The organism is Shewanella sp. SR44-4 (assembly GCF_014163715.1).
Classification (GTDB): Bacteria; Pseudomonadota; Gammaproteobacteria; order Enterobacterales; family Shewanellaceae; genus Shewanella.
Genome location: NZ_JACJDU010000035.1, coordinates 39,367 through 57,699, shown reverse-complemented (window position 1 = coordinate 57,699; position 18,333 = coordinate 39,367). Strand labels below are relative to the sequence as shown.

At 41.3% G+C, this 18,333-nt stretch carries 14 protein-coding genes and 1 riboswitch; of the genes, 5 read left to right on the top strand and 9 right to left on the bottom strand.

Annotation, left to right across the window (positions count from 1 at the left end):
- Positions 1 to 286 precede the first annotated feature (286 nt).
- Positions 287 to 751, top strand: coding sequence for a DUF1456 family protein (locus H5125_RS15485; RefSeq protein ID WP_101086303.1), 465 nt, complete (start codon positions 287 to 289; stop codon positions 749 to 751).
- Positions 752 to 1,035: 284 nt separating this feature from the next.
- Complete coding sequence (locus H5125_RS15480; RefSeq protein WP_011636309.1) at positions 1,036 to 2,724, top strand: NAD-dependent malic enzyme; 1,689 nt, start codon at positions 1,036 to 1,038, stop codon at positions 2,722 to 2,724.
- A 156-nt stretch (positions 2,725 to 2,880) separates the two neighbouring features.
- On the opposite strand, the gene H5125_RS15475 is transcribed toward H5125_RS15480, so the two are convergent.
- On the bottom strand, positions 2,881 to 3,315 hold the full coding sequence (locus H5125_RS15475) for a DUF3069 domain-containing protein (RefSeq protein WP_182744700.1): 435 nt from the start codon (positions 3,313 to 3,315) through the stop codon (positions 2,881 to 2,883).
- Positions 3,316 to 3,738: 423 nt separating this feature from the next.
- Between H5125_RS15475 and H5125_RS15470 the strand changes: the two genes are divergently transcribed.
- Entirely contained in the window at positions 3,739 to 5,622 is a 1,884-nt protein-coding gene (locus tag H5125_RS15470; RefSeq protein WP_182744699.1) for a diguanylate cyclase, read from the top strand.
- A 40-nt stretch (positions 5,623 to 5,662) separates the two neighbouring features.
- Complete coding sequence (gene queG / locus H5125_RS15465; RefSeq protein WP_182744698.1) at positions 5,663 to 6,892, top strand: tRNA epoxyqueuosine(34) reductase QueG; 1,230 nt, start codon at positions 5,663 to 5,665, stop codon at positions 6,890 to 6,892.
- Positions 6,893 to 6,925: 33 nt separating this feature from the next.
- On the opposite strand, the gene H5125_RS15460 is transcribed toward queG, so the two are convergent.
- Both H5125_RS15460 and metE read right to left on the bottom strand, forming a co-directional pair.
- The gene (locus H5125_RS15460) at positions 6,926 to 7,138 is read right to left on the bottom strand and encodes a dodecin (protein WP_041412796.1); all 213 of its coding nucleotides are present in this window, start codon (positions 7,136 to 7,138) and stop codon (positions 6,926 to 6,928) included.
- A gap of 299 nt (positions 7,139 to 7,437) precedes the next feature.
- Positions 7,438 to 9,729: a 5-methyltetrahydropteroyltriglutamate--homocysteine S-methyltransferase gene (gene metE, locus H5125_RS15455; RefSeq protein WP_182744697.1), complete on the bottom strand. Its 2,292-nt coding sequence runs from the start codon at positions 9,727 to 9,729 to the stop codon at positions 7,438 to 7,440.
- Between the two features lie 154 nt (positions 9,730 to 9,883).
- Here metE and H5125_RS15450 point away from each other — a divergent pair, with 154 nt between their 5' ends.
- Positions 9,884 to 10,786 carry a LysR family transcriptional regulator gene (locus tag H5125_RS15450; RefSeq protein ID WP_182744696.1) on the top strand — a complete coding sequence of 301 codons (903 nt, stop codon included), beginning with the start codon at positions 9,884 to 9,886 and terminating at the stop codon, positions 10,784 to 10,786.
- Here H5125_RS15450 and H5125_RS15445 read toward each other — a convergent pair.
- The 6 genes from H5125_RS15445 to H5125_RS15420 all read right to left on the bottom strand — a co-directional run bounded on the left by H5125_RS15445 (position 10,769) and on the right by H5125_RS15420 (position 18,263).
- Positions 10,769 to 11,509, bottom strand: a complete 741-nt coding sequence (locus H5125_RS15445) for an HDOD domain-containing protein (RefSeq protein ID WP_101086305.1) — start codon at positions 11,507 to 11,509, stop codon at positions 10,769 to 10,771. The genes H5125_RS15450 and H5125_RS15445 overlap by 18 nt on opposite strands.
- A 120-nt stretch (positions 11,510 to 11,629) precedes the next feature.
- Positions 11,630 to 13,609, bottom strand: a complete 1,980-nt coding sequence (locus H5125_RS15440; protein WP_182744695.1) for a TonB-dependent receptor — start codon at positions 13,607 to 13,609, stop codon at positions 11,630 to 11,632.
- A gap of 140 nt (positions 13,610 to 13,749) precedes the next feature.
- Positions 13,750 to 13,964: riboswitch (cobalamin riboswitch) on the bottom strand.
- A gap of 312 nt (positions 13,965 to 14,276) precedes the next feature.
- The gene (locus H5125_RS15435; RefSeq protein WP_101085916.1) at positions 14,277 to 14,942 is read right to left on the bottom strand and encodes a hypothetical protein; all 666 of its coding nucleotides are present in this window, start codon (positions 14,940 to 14,942) and stop codon (positions 14,277 to 14,279) included.
- Between the two features lie 126 nt (positions 14,943 to 15,068).
- Positions 15,069 to 15,413: a DUF3622 domain-containing protein gene (locus H5125_RS15430; RefSeq protein ID WP_182744694.1), complete on the bottom strand. Its 345-nt coding sequence runs from the start codon at positions 15,411 to 15,413 to the stop codon at positions 15,069 to 15,071.
- Between the two features lie 194 nt (positions 15,414 to 15,607).
- The gene (locus tag H5125_RS15425) at positions 15,608 to 17,521 is read right to left on the bottom strand and encodes a U32 family peptidase (protein ID WP_101086306.1); all 1,914 of its coding nucleotides are present in this window, start codon (positions 17,519 to 17,521) and stop codon (positions 15,608 to 15,610) included.
- A 175-nt stretch (positions 17,522 to 17,696) separates the two neighbouring features.
- Entirely contained in the window at positions 17,697 to 18,263 is a 567-nt protein-coding gene (locus H5125_RS15420) for a phosphoribosyltransferase (protein WP_101085918.1), read from the bottom strand.
- Positions 18,264 to 18,333: the final 70 nt, after the last annotated feature.

Genomic DNA, 18,333 nt, shown 5'->3' with positions numbered 1-18,333 from the left:
CAGCGAAGCGGCACTAGCAGACCGAAGGTCGCCCTAGCAGCGAAGCGATACCAGCAGACCGAAGGTCGCCCTAGCAGCGAAGCGGCACTAGCAGACCGAAGGTCGCCCTAGCAGCGAAGCGATACCAGCAGACCGAAGGCCGCCCTAGCAGCGAAGCGGCACTAGCAGTGTTAGAAATCGATTGCAGTTCAAGCAGGATTAATCTGACTAATCAATGATTACCCGTTATACTAGTGTTTCGTCAATTGACCTAAACCATTTATGCGCATCCGCGCCAGAGAACCTTATGATTAACAATGATATTCTTCGCCGTATTCGCTTTGTGTTTGACTATTCAAATGCCAAAATGATTAACATTTTCAGCCAAGCCAAAGTAGACATGTCTTCAGAGCAAATTATTGCGCTGTTGAAAAAAGAGGAAGAAGAAGGTTATCAAGCGTGTAATGACACATTAATGTGTCAATTCTTAGATGGTTTGATCATTCAAAATCGTGGATTAAAGCCAGGAGCTGAAGTACCAGCACCTTTAAAGCAATTGACTAACAACCTTATGTTCAAAAAATTACGCGTTGCGCTTGAAATGCGTGAAGAAGATATTATTGCCGCATTAGCTTTAGCAGATTTTTCAATGACTAAATCTGAGCTAGGTGCGCTATTCCGTAACCCTGATCATAAAAACTATAAACCTTGTGGCGACCAGGTATTAAGAAATTTCGTTAAAGGTTTATCAATCAAACATCGCGGTAAGTAAAACCTGCCAAGTTGTTGAGATAATGCTTTATAAATGCGTAGCTTAGACTGCGCATTTTTGTTTGTGAGATTTACATTTAAACAATAATAATTTTGTATTTACACCATACGATTGTTCACATAGCAATGACACAATAGTGAGAGGTGAGTAAAAGTACCTAACAATTATGTGATTTTACTCACTTAACAGACCACAAAAAAGATCAGACGTGATAATCTACAAGCACAAAAAACCAGCCCAATTCTAATAACGATCTAACTGGATCTCACACATTAAGGTTCCCCATGGACGATAACAAACGCCCCCTCTATCTTCCTTTTGCCGGCCCAGCGATTCTTGAATCACCCCTGCTTAATAAAGGCAGTGCATTTAGTGAAGAAGAACGAATTTATTTCAACCTCGAAGGCCTCATTCCTTGGGTCATTGAAACCATTGATGAGCAAGCCGCTCGTGCTTACGCACAGTTTAAAAACTTCACCAATGATCTCGATAAGCACATTTATTTACGCAACATTCAAGATACTAACGAAACCTTATTTTATCGTTTAGTGCGTAATAACATCAGTGAAATGATGCCAATTATCTACACGCCTACGGTTGGTTTAGCCTGTGAACGTTTCTCAAAAAACTATCGTCGTAACCGCGGTTTATTTATTTCGTATCCTAACAAAGATCGCATTGATGATATTTTAAATAACTCAACCCGCCATAAAGTCAAAGTCATCGTGGTGACGGACGGAGAACGTATTCTCGGTTTAGGCGACCAAGGCATAGGCGGTATGGGGATCCCAATTGGTAAATTATCGCTATACACCAGTTGTGGCGGCATAAGCCCGGCGTATTGTCTTGCGGTGACCTTAGATGTTGGTACTGATAACCCACAACTTCTTGAAGACCCTATGTATATGGGCTGGCGTCATCAGCGTATTGGCGGTGATGAATATGCTGAATTTGTTGAAGAGTTTATGCAAGCAGTCAGCCGTCGCTGGCCAGATGCCTTAATTCAGTTCGAAGATTTTGCACAAAAAAATGCCATGCCATTACTTGAACGATATAAAGATCAATATTGCAGTTTCAATGATGATATTCAAGGCACTGCAGCCGTTACGGTAGGCTCACTACTGGCAGCTTGTAAAGCCGCTAACAGTAAACTTAGCGAGCAACGTATTACCTTCTTGGGTGCGGGTAGCGCTGGTTGTGGTATTGCCGAAGCGATTGTGGCGACAATGGTATCTGAGGGCATTAGCGATCAACAAGCTCGCTCACAAGTGTTTATGGTCGATCGTTGGGGCTTATTACTCGATAACATGCCTAACCTACTCCCTTTCCAACAGAAGCTAGCTCAACCTTGTGCCACGATAGAAGCATGGGACAATTACAGTGACAATATCTCGTTACTTGATGTAGTTAACAATGCTAAACCAACGGTACTTATCGGAGTATCAGGCTCTCCAGGGTTATTTACTGAAGAAATCATTAAGGCAATGCACAGCCATTGTAAACGCCCAATTGTATTCCCATTATCGAATCCGACAAGCCGTGTAGAAGCGACTCCTAAGGACATCCTTAATTGGACATCGGGCCAAGCACTCGTGGCAACGGGCAGCCCATTTGAACCAGTAATAGTCAATGGCGAAACTTTTGAGATAGCACAATGTAATAATAGCTTTATCTTCCCAGGTATTGGCTTAGGTGTATTATCTTGTGGTGCAAGGCGTGTATCGGATGAAATGTTAATGGCTTCAAGTCGTGCTTTAGCGGAATGTTCACCATTAGGTAAAGACGGTGTTGGCTCGCTATTACCTCGCCTTGAAGATATTCAAACTGTTAGTAAATATATTGCTTTTGCTGTTGCTAAAGCAGCTATTGATCAAGGTTTAGCATTACCTTGTACCGATGAGTTACTGCAACAATCGATTGAGGCTAACTTCTGGGAACCTGAATATCGTCGTTACAAACGTACCTCATTCTAACAATGATTAAGTACGACTCAGCGCTTTAGAATTGTAAAGCGCTGATTGTCATTAGTGTGATAGTGAAACTCATTGATTGAAAAGGTTATGCGCTTTTTAACCATAAAAAAATCCCAACCTAAGTTGGGATTTTTTATGTCTGTAATAACAGTAAATTTATGCCGACATCACTAGCTTAAAACTATTCAACAATGGGCGGTCGGTGCGCGCTTTTTTAAGCTTACGTAAACACTCTTTCAACGACTGCTCAGCTAAGCGTCCGAAGACACCATCATATTCGTTATTATTCATCTCTTCTTCAGAGTCAGCACTATCAGCAATTTCTTGCGCAACACGGCTTAACTGCATCCACGCATTGGCAATATAAAAGCCATGAAACTCTGCTTTGGTCATTAACTTTTGCGCACTCGCAGGTAATGCATCCCAAGCATGAGTAAATGTATTGGCTTTATCTTCAATAAGTTCGCTAAACAAGCCTTCATAGGCCTCAAGTAATGTTTCAGGTAACTTGTCCATCGGCAGTACTTTGTTTGCTACGTTATACGAAATTTGTTTTGCTACTTCTTGATACTGCGGGTCAACTTTGGTCATGGTTATCTCTCAATTAACATTCTACACATGGATTGGCATCAGAATGTTTGATGGCATAATAATCAAATTATTTATTGAAATTAGGCCAGAACAAACGCACTCTTAATGCCATATCTATGCAGTGATATGTCTTTTACTCATGTAAATGAAAACAAGCTAATCCAATTATGACATGATTTTTTACTGTTTGTATTATCAGTTTTTAAAGTAATACTCCGCCGATATATTAACTTAATGAGCAGATCAGTCTCTAAATATGGACTTTAATCTGCAGGTCACATCAATTTATCCTTGATAAAACACCTGTTGTGCACAATAATTGCTCATCGATAGTAAAGATGTATATAAAAGTGCTATAACTATGCCTACACAATGATTATTGTTGCCAACAAAAAACTACAAATAAAAAAGCAGCTTATTATTTTGAACAAATCACTAAATTTTCACTTTTTTATTGCCATTTTTATCGCAATATATTTTTTACCTACTTCAGTCTTTGCCGCTTATTACGACAACGACAAAGCTGATGCTATCTATAAAAAAATAGATTTAGCTGATTATATTGATCAGATCGCTGGCGAAAAGCTACTCAACGAATATAAGCGGATCATTGCCTCTGACGATGAGATCCGTCAAAAACTCTATGTCCGTTTATACTGCTGGAACCAGCCCTCTACTACAGAGAGTGAACTTACCAACGCCATTAAGTATGCAGAGCAGCAACTGCTGATATATTCAGAACCCTATCCATCCGCAATTCATACCGATTTATTATTATGTTTGGGCTATTACAAACAGTTTTCAGGGCAATTAGACGAAGCTCTGGACGATCTTTCTAATGCAATAAATAATGCATACGTACTTGAAGATCCTCGACTTATCGCTGACGGTCGCAGCATTCGAGGGGCAATGCTGTCCTATCAAGGCAACTATTCATCTGCATTAGAAGATTTAATTACATCGCAACAATTGTATGAAAATCTTAATTTAACTTATTGGGCAAATGATAACTTGAGTGAACTTGCTGCAAGTTATCGGCGTTTTGGTGATGCTGAAACCGCTCTTAAATACCAAATAAAACTTGAACAAGCTTACCTTAAGGCCAATCAACAAATAGAAGCTGATAACATCAATAATCAGATCGCATTTTCACTTTTAGAGCTTGGACGTATCGATGAGTCTACAGCTCGATTTAAACAGTCGCTCGCCTTCTGGAAAACCCAAAAAGATAACGTTGCGATTGCAGATGCCAAAACCAATATTGCAGGTAATCTGATTAAGCTAGATAAAATAGATGAAGCACTAGTGCTGTTAAAGGAAGCAGAAAAAGAAATCCCAGTCAGTCATGATGGGCCGCATAGCTCATTAATGTTATACCTAGCACAAGTATATTTAGCTAAAAATGAATTAGATAAGGCACTTGAATACAGTCAGCTTGCATCAATTGATTTTAACCGTGGTGGCAATGAACGCGGTGAAAATGAAAACATCTATCTCAAAAGCGATATCTACCAAGCTAAAGGTGATATTGAAAACGCATTAAAAACATTACAAAAATTTATTAAAATGCACATGGCACTTGATAAGCAAAATATGTCTGATCGCAACTCAGAAATGCAAGCGCGCTTTAACACCAACAAAATTCAAACCGAAAACGAATGGTTAATACAACGCGACAAAGATAAAGAACAACAGTTACAGATTTTACAGCGTAACGAAAGCATGCAAATCATCATTATAATCTTAGTTGCGATTATTTTAATTATCGTATCAATGTTTGCTTACAAGCAAGTCATGCGAAAACAGCTCTTTAGACGTTTAGCCCTAACTGATGAGCTCACTAAGCTCTCCAATAGACGTGACACCTATTCTCAAGGCAATTATTTCCTGAAATCATCACAACAGTCGGGTAAACCTTTTTCAATCATCTCTTTTGATGCCGACCACTTTAAAATCGTTAACGACACTTTAGGCCACGACATGGGCGATAAAGTACTGGTAAAACTGGCCTCTATTAGTACTAGTATGATGCGCGATACCGATGTTGTTGGACGTGTTGGTGGTGAAGAGTTTTTGATTTTATTACCTAATATCGACAAAGCGAAAGCCATTGAAATCGCTAATCGGTTAATTGAGACCATTGCTGATTACGACTGGACTCAGATTTCGCCGAACTTACATCAAACCATCAGTGCTGGAGTGGCGAGTTATAGTAATGAAACAGAGTTATCTCCGTTGTTGCTAAAAGCGGACAAAGCACTCTATTCAGCCAAAGCTGCGGGTCGTAATTGTGTCAAAGCTGAGTAAAACGCGTATAATTTCTGCGTGTTTACTCAATGACAGTGTTATGACAACAACGACCCCAGTATTAACTCCAAATCCTACTCCTGATCTAGGAACCGATCTAACAACTGAGCCCTGTCCATTGACCGCGGTTCAACTTGATGTGCTCAATAGGCAAATCAAGCTTTGGGGTAAAGAACTTGGCTTTGCTCATATTGGTGTTGCTGATGTCGACTTAACTCAGCATGAGGCAGCATTACAAGACTGGTTAGATAAAGGTTATCACGGTGAGATGGCTTACATGGCTAATCACGGAATGATGCGTGCTAGACCCGCTGAGTTACATCCCGGAACCATTAGAGTGATTTGTGCTCGGATGGACTATTTACCGCCTGACGCTGGCTTTGCCAGTAATTTAACCGACCCAAATCTTGGTTATATCTCTCGTTATGCGGGTGGACGTGATTACCATAAACTCATCCGACAACGGCTTAAAAAGCTCGGCGATAAAATTAACCAGTATTGCCAACAGCTCGACTTTGATACGACTGATTTTAGACCTTTTGTGGATTCTGCACCTATTTTAGAACGTCCATTAGCCGATAAAGCAGGACTAGGCTGGACAGGCAAACACTCGTTAATTTTACACCCAGATGCAGGCAGCTGGTTTTTTCTTGGCGAGTTACTCATTAACTTACCGTTACCGTTAGATATCCCGATTGAAGAAGGCTGCAACACTTGCGTAGCCTGCATAAAGTCATGCCCAACTGATGCGATTGTCGAACCCTATGTTGTCGATGCAAGACGTTGTATTTCTTACTTGACCATTGAATTACAGGGCGCTATCCCAGAAGAGTTTCGCCCGCTTATAGGCAATCGTATTTATGGCTGTGATGACTGCCAGCTAGTGTGCCCAGTCAATGCTAAAGCACCACTGACAAAAGAAACTGATTTTCATACTCGCAGTGCGCTTATTCAACCCGATTTACTGACTCTATTTGCTTGGTCTGAAACTTATTTTCTCAGCCAAACAGAAGGCAGTGCGATTCGACGAATTGGTCATAAACGTTGGTTACGTAATATCGCGATTGCATTAGGTAATGCCCCTGCTAATCCGGCCATTATTAATGCGTTAGAGCAACGTAAACACAGTGAAGAAGTGGATGATATGGTACTTGAGCATATTGAATGGGCATTAGTTCAACAAATACAAAAAGCGCCACAGTCGGCGCTTTCACGTAAAACTCAACGAGTGATCAGATCAATACAAAAGGGTTTACCAAGAGACGCATAAACAAAATAAACATTAGGCATTAGGCATTAGGCATTAGGCATTAGAGTCTAAGGTAAAACCCACTTTAATGGTCACTTGCCAATGAGCAATTAGGCCTTCTTCTAAGTGACCACGAGTTTCGATAACTTGAAACCAACGCAAATGTAGTAAACTTTTATTGGCTTCTGCAATCGCATTTTTGACCGCCTCATCTGAACTTATTGGTGATGATCCCACGAGTTCAATGACTTTATAAGTGTGACTCATAATAGCTCCTATTGTTAACTGCACATCTTTAGTTTCAGTGTAGTAAACAATAGCGCTATTCACCGCAGTATCGTTGAATAATAAACAGATAACGGTAAGCCGTTGAATCCGGGGGGGCTCACACCGTTTTTCCCTAAGATAAGTTTTTTTCAACTACTCTCAACAGAGAACAACCAAACTCAACTACATACAACTACATACAATTGCCAAGTCTACATTTGGCTTCGCCATGTCTGCCAGCTAATATTGATAAATTATTTTCATTTAAATCAATGTTATCTATAACGAGTTCATCCCAATTAGAACCGACGTCGAAGCACTTTAGTCGCTTCAATCATATTCCGCAGCGCGGGCTCAACTTCATCCCAGGTACGGGTTTTTAAACCACAATCAGGATTAACCCATAACTGTTTCACCGGCACTTTTTGCGACGCTTTAGTTATTAAGACGACCATTTCATCAACGGTTGGAATATTTGGCGAATGAATGTCATACACACCGGGGCCAATTTCATTAGGATAATGAAAGTCTTCAAAGGCACTCAGTAGCTCCATACGCGAACGTGACGTCTCAATGGTGATAACATCAGCATCCATCGCCGCTATGGCATTAATGGTGTCATTGAACTCGCTGTAACACATGTGTGTATGGATTTGAGTTGCATCTTCAACACCTGCAGCCGATAACTTAAACGCATCCACCGCCCAGGTTAAATAATCTGCCCATTGGCTTTGTTTAATCGGTAAACCTTCACGAAATGCAGGTTCATCAATTTGAATAATGCCAATACCTGCACTTTCTAAATCGACCACTTCGTCACGTACTGCTAATGCAAGTTGGTTAGCAATATCTTTACGTGGAATATCTTCACGAGCGAACGACCAATGTAAAATGGTCACCGGACCCGTTAGCATGCCCTTAACGGGCTTGTCGGTTAAGCTTTGCGCATAGGTAGCCCAGTCGACCGTCATTGGTTTGGGGCGAGAGACATCGCCATAAATTAACGGCGGCTTAACGCAACGAGAACCATAACTTTGCACCCAACCAAATTGAGTAAACCCAACGCCCTCTAATTGTTCACCAAAATACTCCACCATGTCATTACGCTCAGCTTCGCCGTGAACTAGCACGTCGATACCCAATTTAAGTTGACGAGAAATGGTGTCTTGAGTGACTTGCTCAAGCTGTGAACGGTAATCATTGTCATTGATTTCGCCTTTACGCCAGCGACTGCGTAACCCCCGAATAGCTGGCGTTTGCGGAAATGAACCTATGGTGGTTGTGGGTAATAATGGCAGCGCTAACTTTTGTTGTTGGGCAATGATACGGCGGGCAAATGGACTGTTACGTTCAAAATCATCAGCGGTTAGCTGCGACACACGTTCTACAACCTGTTGATTAGCTGCGGCAGCTTTTGCCAAGCGGCGTTGCTGGCAACGATCAATAATCGCTTGGCTAGTTGCTGAACCTTGCTCAACGATTAATTGATGAATTTCGTTAAGTTCAAATAATTTTTGTTTCGCAAAAGCTAATTGGCCAAGTAATGGCGTAATTAATTGGCTTTCAACCTCGACATCCACAGGACAATGCAACAATGAACATGAAGGTGCAATCCACAAACGATCGCCTAACGTGGTCGCTAACTCGGTTACCTTCTGTGCAATCACATCAACATCAGCAGCCCACACATTACGGCCATTAACCACCCCAACAGAAAGTACCTGCTGAACGCCTAAAGCATTAACAAACACATCAAGCTGTTCTGGCGCGGTGACTAAATCAAGATGTAGCCCCTCAACCGGTAATGCACTCACCAATGCTTGATGATGGGCAATAGAACCGTAATAACTGGCGAGTAAAACCTTTAATGATGCTGGCTTTTGTTGCGCTAACGTTTGATAACTGTGGCTAATGGCTTGCTGCCACTCATCGGTTAAGTCTGCCGCTAATACCGGTTCATCAAGCTGTACCCAACTCACACCTTGGGCAGCAAAACGAGACAAAATTTGTTGATAGGCAACCAATAACTGCGGTAACAACGTCAACTTATTAAACTCAGAAAGGCTTTTAGATAAGTATAAATACGTCACCGGACCGAGCAGCACAGGTTTTGCTTGATGACCTAATTGCTGTGCTTCTGTGACTTCATCAAACAATTGTTCGAAGGCAATCTCAAATGTTTGATCAGCGCTTAGTTCTGGCACTTGGTAATGGTAGTTAGTATTAAAAAACTTGGTCATTTCTGCCGCACACGCATGTTGACCGCTTTGCGAACGGCCACGAGCCACGCGAAATAAGGTGTCAATATCGACAGCGGCTGGGCTGCCATCAGCTTGAGTGGCCCGATGACGATCGGGGATCACATTTAAGGTCGCGCTCAGGGTTAGCACCTGGTCATAATAAGCAAAATCCCCTACTGGCAGTAATTCAACACCCGCATCTGCTTGCCACTGCCAATGAGTGCGTTTTAATTCACTGGCAACGTTTTTCAGCTCCGTTAATGTTGCTTCACCGCGCCAATAACGTTCTAAAACAAACTTCAATTCACGCTGACGTCCTATGCGGGGAAATCCTAAACTTGAAATTTTCATACTGCTTTCCTTTTCGTTGAGCAAAAATTTATAGCCATTTATGTAGAAAAGCTACATAGGCGTCTGGACGTCTAGAAGTTTATTGTGTTACTCTGCTGTCAAGCAATCGAATTGATTTCATCAGCTAGTTGAGCAAGATTCATGTGGAGAGAAAATGATAGAGCTTAGACACCTTCGCACCTTGATGGCGTTAAAGGAAAGTGGCAGTTTAGCGGGTGCAGCTAAAAAACGGTTTGTAACCCAGTCGGCGCTTTCTCATCAAATAAAAGAGTTAGAGACACGAATTAACTCAACTATTTTTGTTCGTAAAAGTAAACCGTTAACGTTTACTCACGAAGGTTCACGTCTGCTGAATTTAGCGGAAGAAATCTTACCGAAAGTGATTGCAACCGAGTCAGATCTTAAACGCGGTTTAGAAGGTGAAAGCCAACAGCTTAAGCTCGGCATTGAATGCCACAGTTGTTTTCGTTGGTTAATGCCCGTTATTGAGCAATTTAAACAGCATGCGCCAGCAACTCAAATTGACATTTCGAGCCGTCATTTATTTGATTCACTCAATGCGTTGGAGACGGGGAGTTTAGATATAGTGCTAACATCTGACCCTGTGCCAGGACATAGCGTCGCATATCAGCATCTATTTGATTTTGAAGTAAAGTTAGTCGTTGCTAGTGATCACGCATTAGCGGCACAAGCGTTTGTCACGCCAGCGCAATTGGCAAAGCAAACCTTAATCAGTTACCCCGTGCCTTTAGCGCGTTTAGACATATACAAACACTTTTTAGAGCCCGCTGGCATTGAACCTGGCGAGCAAAAGCAATGCGATTTAACCTCCATGCTATTACAAAGAGTAGCCTGTAATGATGGCGTAGCAACCCTACCAACTTGGTCTATCCGAGAGAGTCAGGGGCTAAGCCTTACTGCGGTAAAATTAGGAGCAGAAGGACTAAAACGTCCTTTGTTTGGGGCCTATCGTCGCGATGCCACTAATGCAAATTTAATCCAAAAGTGGCTCGAACTGGTAGCAAGTGAAGGCATAAATCTACAACGGGTTGATTAATAAACCTCGTTTAGATAGTACGCGTCGAAGCACAAGTCCTGGAGAATCAGGGTTTTGTGTTTGGCGTAAGTTATGTGCAATCAAAAATTCTTCGCGTAAATCATCATCTAGCCCTAATGACGCAAATGCTTCGAGCGATAACTGCTGTTGTTGTTTATCAATAAGCGACTTCAATACTTTTAACGATACTGGTCGAGATAACTCAGCATTTAAATAAGCAAAAGCGGTTAACGCAATCACCTGCCCAAACACACTAAACAACGCTAATGTTTGCATTTCATCCGCATCGATTTTAGTGCCTACACCAATGTCGTTGTCTTCACGTAACAGTTGTATACAATCCACCGCAATGGTTTCATTTAATGCCCAATAGCCTTGAACCAGTTTTTTGTAAGGCTCAGAAAGTTCATCAAGTCTTTCTTTAAGGTAAAACGAAAACGCGTAGCGATAAATGTTCACTTGGCCCAAACGGATTAAGGCATCTTTTACACTACGGCTTTTTGTTGATATGACACCTGCTGTTTGCGCGGTATTACTGCGTAACAATAAATGTGCTGCCAAAGCAGGATCCGCTGAAATGATATCGATAACGACTCGAATATCTGCTTCGTTAATCAGAGATTTTTTTAATGGAATTAATATGCCACGACGACCAATGACTTGCTCTTCATTGCCAATAATAGCTTGAACTTGAGTAAGGACTTGTTGCTCAAGATTAGTCATATTCATCAATTACCTTTTCTTAGAATAAATCACTTTATTCATTAATTTAACGATATATTAAAACGAAAGCCAGTAATAGTTTACTGGCTTTCGAAAGGTTATCCGCTAAAAAAAGATAATCTAGAAACGATAACCCGCAGTCAGTCTAATTGAGCGACCCGTACCAGAATAATAACCACTGCCATAAGCCGAGTAATAACCAGTGCCAACATAATCTTCATCAAGCAAGTTATCTACACGTAAGCTACCATTCCAACCTGAATAGGTATAGTTAAGCGCAAGGTTTGTTAGCACGTAACTGTCTAACTTATCACCGGTATTGCTGTTGTCGCCTTCCATGTAACGCTCACCAGTGTAAACGCCTTCAACAAACGCTTGCCAATTATCAGCAAAATCATAGCTTACGAAGGCTTTACCTGAATGTTTTGCCACCCAAGATAACGCTTTACCGTCGTTCTCACCTTGAGTGAACTCTGCATCAATATAGTCGTACGAAGCACCTAGCAGCCAGTCATTTGATAACTGCACATCATAAGCAGTGCTTACACCAAAACGGCGAGATTCATCGGCGTTTACGTTAGCCCCCCCCCCATAAGGCCCATCTGTACGACCGCCTTCGTAAACAATCTCATCTTCTAACTCAAGTTGATAAGCATTGATTTTTAATGTTTGAGTTGTAGTGGTAAAGTCCCAACCTGCTTCGTAAGAACGGCCTGTTTGTGGATTTAAACCTTGTACATCAAGCGGGGTGTAAGCTTGTTCATCGACTTTGGCAAAACGGAAGTTATCATTTGCACGGACATAAAAACGATGTTCACTGCTTGGGCGATAATTTAACCCTAACTCCAACGCATGGGCGTCATTATCGATTTCAATACGGTTCGGATAAAGTAATTGGTCATATAAATCGTCAGTCACTTCAGAATAACGACCACCAACAACATAAGATAACGTCGGCGTTATCGGTACCGATGCTTGCACATAAGCGCTCTTTTGTGTTTGTTCATTATTTCGTTGCGTATAAAGTGTATCGAAATCAGCTTCACCTTTACTCACATCAATACCAGCAACAAAATTTAAATCACCATGTTCTAAATGATAGTTAGCAGTAGCTTTAGGTGAGAAACTTAATAAGTCGCGCTCAATACGCCCTGCTCCACCAAATAACAGACTCGTGGTTGATGTATCCGAGTAGGTTAAATCAGCACCTAAGGCCCAAATATTATTCAGCTGGTATTGATAACCGCTGCGCAATGCTGTGGTTATTTCATGAGAGAATTCACCTTCAGAAAATGATGCTACTTGGCGAGGATCTGCTTCGTACTGCGCCAGCGTTAGCGCGCCTGGTGCTTGGCGATCGTTATCAAAATGATTCACTTCAACATAGAAGTCTTCGGTATCTGTTTGATATTGTAAGCGACCTAGAATAGAACTAGTTTCATTGTCATTATTATCGCGGTAATTATCGCTTTCGTTATAACTGGCCGCTAAAAAGTAACGCCATGCATCATTGATAGCCCCTGAAATATCGCCCTTAGCTTCATAGGTATCAAAACTGCCACCACTAACCTGTAAACCACCACCCGTTTCTGTCGGTGCTTTGGTAATGATATTGATCACGCCGCCAACAGCTTGGTCACCATATAGTACCCCTGCACTGCCTGATAAAATCTCAATACGCTCAACTAAGTTAATCGGGATCGACTCAATGCTCGGTGCCGCAATATCAATATTATTCAGTCTGCGTCCATCGACTAAGATCAGCGTGTTATTAGCGGCTTGTGATGCAGAAAACCCACGCATAGAAAATACACTGCCCGAGTTATTATCCGACACCTGAATACCAGATTGTCCACGTAATAAATCGGTTAAATTGGTGGCGCCGCTCATTTGAATATCAGCAGCATCAATGACATTAACATTGGCAGCAATATTTAATGGCTTAGCAGCATTTCGGCCAATAACCACAATGGTTTCATCCATGCTGATAGCCGAAGACGAGGGGGATGTAACAACTGATTCAATCGCAACAGCATTAACACTTGCGACACTGAAGACAGCACTTAATAACAGTGCAATTTTTGTTGGTTTAGTACCCATTTACCTTTAACTCCTGAAAGGAAAAATGGGGCAATAACGCCGCAATATAAAACTCCTCTTGGGCCTTATTCTACAGAAAGGTTCTATAAATAAGCCCACAAGCGGTATCACATTACATTTCGAGATCTGCCCACCGAAATCATCGAAATCACCTTTAAGGCCGGTCTCCGGACTAAGGTTATGGCGTTACACTAAAGGTAAACGCACGCGAGTCGAGATGATTAACGCAAGGTTATTGCGCACCTGACTCTCACCAATCACCGTTGCGGGGGCAGTACCAGATTTACACTGGTTTCCCGATTATCCTGCTTTGGTCTATCGTTTCAAAGCAAGCACCGTAAAGATTGACTATTAAATTATCATAAGTTGATATTCAACTCATGATTGAAAAATATCTGTTGTTATGTCTGCGTTAACATTGAGTACCATAGTACTGTCTGACTAATGAGTGACATCCCAAAATATTAGCGCGGCGATTATAACGGATCCTAAGGTGAAGTTGATACTAACAAAAGCTTAACTCGCAGATTATTCAACTTGTCGGGCATTCAACATGTTACGAGAGTGACACTAGAAATGGCCAACAACGCTATCAACACGGCACTAATTATATCAACACAGCGCTAATATATGAATATGTCGTCAATGTTAGCGATAAATGTCGACGTTAAGGTTGGCTCATGAAGTTACGATAATTATCGATAGTGATAGGAGCTGTCTCTGTGGTAAAAATGGCTGTACGAATGGATTTATGGATTAAGTAGACATTTTCGTCATCACTTATCACCGTAAAATAGCCCATCTCACCTTGCGGGCTGGAAACATAAGACGCTTCAACCACTGTGGAAGAATGATGAATATTAGGCATACTGGTGCAGCCTAATAAACCATGTACAGCCTCGAGCCCATCGACTTTAGAACTGCCTAGCTGTTGATAAACAATTTTGCCTTCACAATGTTCTTGATATGTCGCCGCCATCGAATCTAAAAACTGGTCGGGTTCAACGTCATTTGCTAAGCCTTTAAACCCCTGCATACAGACTAAACGAGACCAATCATTTAATGATTCATTGGATGGAATAAACTCAGCCATTGTCATATCGCCACGTTTATCGCTGAATGCAAGCTTCCAATCTAATGGCGGTAAAAAGCCAAATTTTTCAGATAGAGCCGTGAGTTTTTGAACATCCTCAGACATCACCATAGCACCTGATGAGTTGTCATCTTCGCCAAATGCCATCAGTGCTGGAAGTGTCGCAGATGCACTACTCGGGAACAGGAACATAATTCCTAGACAGCCCGAGCAGCCGATAATTGCAGCAATCTTGTTCATCCAAATGAATCCTTATTTGGTCAAGAAAGAGATAAGTTGACTAAAAATCATTCTAATTAGGTATATCCTATCCTGAACATACAAAAATTGACACTTATCGATAACATTTACATCGTTGGTAAGATGTTAGTTTAGTTCTTCGTCATCTTCGTCTTCTTCGTCTTCAGCATCGCCTTCATCTTCAGCATCGAATAACTCTTCTTCATCGACGGCAGATTCTGCAGCTATAGCCGCTGCTAAACTTTTAGCTTTAAGGTGCTTTTCAGTTTTACGCTTGTTACGATCAACTTGCTTAGATAAAAAACCTTGCAGTGATTGCTCGCCCCATGCAGTAGCTTCTGCTTCTGACGCAAAACCATCTTGGCTTTTTGATACTATGGTTTTAGTCGATGTCATACGACGAGTGATTTCGGTTTTCCACGTGTTTTCAATTTGAATAACACGTAAAGCATACTTTTTGCTATCGCTCATAATCTATTCTTTCCTACTTAAGGTATCACAGGCTAAAACCCATGAAATTTCAGCCGCGCAGTGTACTCGAAACGCACGAGTTTGGGCAGCTATTTAATGGTTATTTTTGCAGCTTATTTGAAAAATTAACTCAGTGGCAAGCGTAATGCTGCCACTGGAGAAAATATGATGAATAAAATCTCGCTGCGATGCGGTTATTGTTTCACTAATTGGTTAGAACCAACAATCATCATTTCACATTTATGGCAGTCAAACACCAACTTCAATTTATCTTTACCGACGTCTAAAAACATTGGGTCGGCTTTAATCCCTTCAACTTCTTTCGGGCATAAGTTAAAGCTGTAACGCAAACAATGTTTGGTCACCATTAACGGTGCATCATGCAACACGTTATTTTTCTCATAGGTATCTTCAATTTGAATCACCCCATGCTGATGATAAAACGATTTAGCTTTTTCGTTAGCCACGTTAGATAAAAAGCTCAATGCTTTTTGTGGAAAACGCGCCGTTTTATCGTGCACCCAACGCTCTGGTCGTTGGTAACTCGTCACCCTTGTGGCCATTAATGCACTCACAGCGTCGCGGCGTAGCTCGTTTACCACCGAGGCAGGTAAAAACCACATTTGCTCCGTCAGTAAATTAACCTTATTCAATACAAAATCACTGCTGCCAAGTTTGCTAAGTTGCTTTTTCAGATTTTCTGCCGTTTTAGCTTGATCATTCGCAGGGGCTTTATCACAGGCTAAGGTAACGGTTGCACTTATACCGTGTACATCGGTGATGGTTAATCCGACGCCGTCATCGGTATCAAAAAATTGCATATCAACAGCTATTTTACGGGTGGCAGAATCTTTATTTAAGATAGCTTCAAACTTATGATCGAAGTTACGGAACATCATCACGCCAATTTTAAGATCTTTAGGCACCTCAGTTAAATACAAGGTATTACCGTCGGCGCGGTTAATGCGCACACCGGAGAGCTTATCGTCAGACAACCGCTGGGTTTCATAATGTTCAACAAAGAAACATAAGCCATCACCATTGTTAAAATGAATGTCTTTGCCACTTTCACTGGTATCGATTTTAATAAAGTCTTTACCTACTTGGGTGATACGGCCCACTTTTTCACCGATAAACTTAGGCGAACTAAAATGCTCAATGGCCTCAGTGCGTTCATTGACAAAATAATCTGTTTTACCGCGGTTAAAACTTTTATCAGGATCGGGCGTAAAATTAAACTCACAACGACCATGAGAAATAGATTCTACATCATTGCGTTTAGCAATAATGGCATCCAGTTGTTGACGGTAATGTGCGGTAACATTCTTGAGGTAAGTAATGTCTTTTAAGCGGCCCTCAATTTTAAATGAGCTAATGCCCGCATCAATTAAGGCTTCTAAATTATCCGTTTGGTTATTGTCTTTTAGTGATAATAAATGCTTATTTTCAGCTAATACTTCACCTTCACGCGTAGTCAAATTACACGGTAATCGACACATCTGTGAACATTCACCGCGATTAGCACTGCGATTAGAATATGCATGGCTTAAATTACATAAACCGCTATAACTGACACATAACGCACCATGAATAAAGAACTCTAACTTCATTTTTGTGCTAGCAGCAATGTCGCGAATTTGTGGAATATTCAACTCGCGAGCTAACACGACTTGTGAAAAACCGACTTGTTCGAAAAAGACCGTTTTTTCTGGGCTGCGGTTATCAGTTTGGGTACTCGCATGCAACGCGATAGGTGGAAGATCTAATTGTAAAACCCCCATGTCTTGAACAATCAAGGCATCGACACCGGCTTCATAAAGTTGCCAAATAAGCTTTTGCGCTTTATCAATCTCGTCATCCATTAAAATGGTATTGAGCGCCACAAACACTTGGGCATGGTAACGATGAGCAAATTCAGCTAAGCGAGCGATGTCTTTAACGCTGTTGCCAGCATTATGACGCGCGCCAAATGCAGGGCCGCCAATATAAACCGCATCAGCACCATGACGAATAGCTTCAATGCCATAATCAGCATTTTTAGCCGGTGCTAACAGTTCAAGTTGGCGCTTTACAGGCGCCTCGGGGGTGAACAATTCTACAGAAACCATAATGTTAATTAAATTTCGCATTGATTCGGATAAAAAAGTGCGCCAACATACTAATATTGTCGCATTGACATAAGTATGTTGACGCACTCACATAGCTTTATACTTTAGCAAACTTTGAACAAAGTTCTAAGTAAATTCGTTGCTAATTACCGCTTAAACAACTGCTGAATATAGCTTATAAAAACAACTCTTGGATGTTTTTAAAGTCAGCTTTGCCTTCAGCAATTTCTTGCGGATTAAGCCCAGACACTTCATGGGGAAACACTAACCAATCTTCAGATGAATGAATAAAATATTCAGGTTTTAGGTCTACTTTAGTGTTTTTTGGCTTGTAATAAGGGCATGCGATACGGATATCGGTTGGCATGTTCAAACGCATGAACTTTCTTAATTTACCAATAAGTGCATCAATACTGCGGCCAGAGTCAAATACGTCATCAACGATCAACAAACCATCGCTAGCATTGGCATTTTCAATAATGTAATGCAAACCGTGTACTTTGATATTCTTATCTTGTTTGTCAGTGCCAATACCATAATAAGAAGACGTTCTAACGGCTATATGGTCAGTTTCAACTTTCTTGAAATCAAAATACTCTTGGACTGCAATACCAATTGGAGCGCCACCGCGCCAAATACCCACGATAAACTGAGGTCGAAAGCCACTATCATATACTTGTGCAGCGAGTCTAAATGAATCTTCCAGTAGTTGTTGCGCACTAATAAAGTGTTTATCTGTCATTGGTTAAGCCCCCGATTATTTTATTGCGGAGAATTTTATACCAAATAAAGCTTTCTTGCCTGTAAGAATA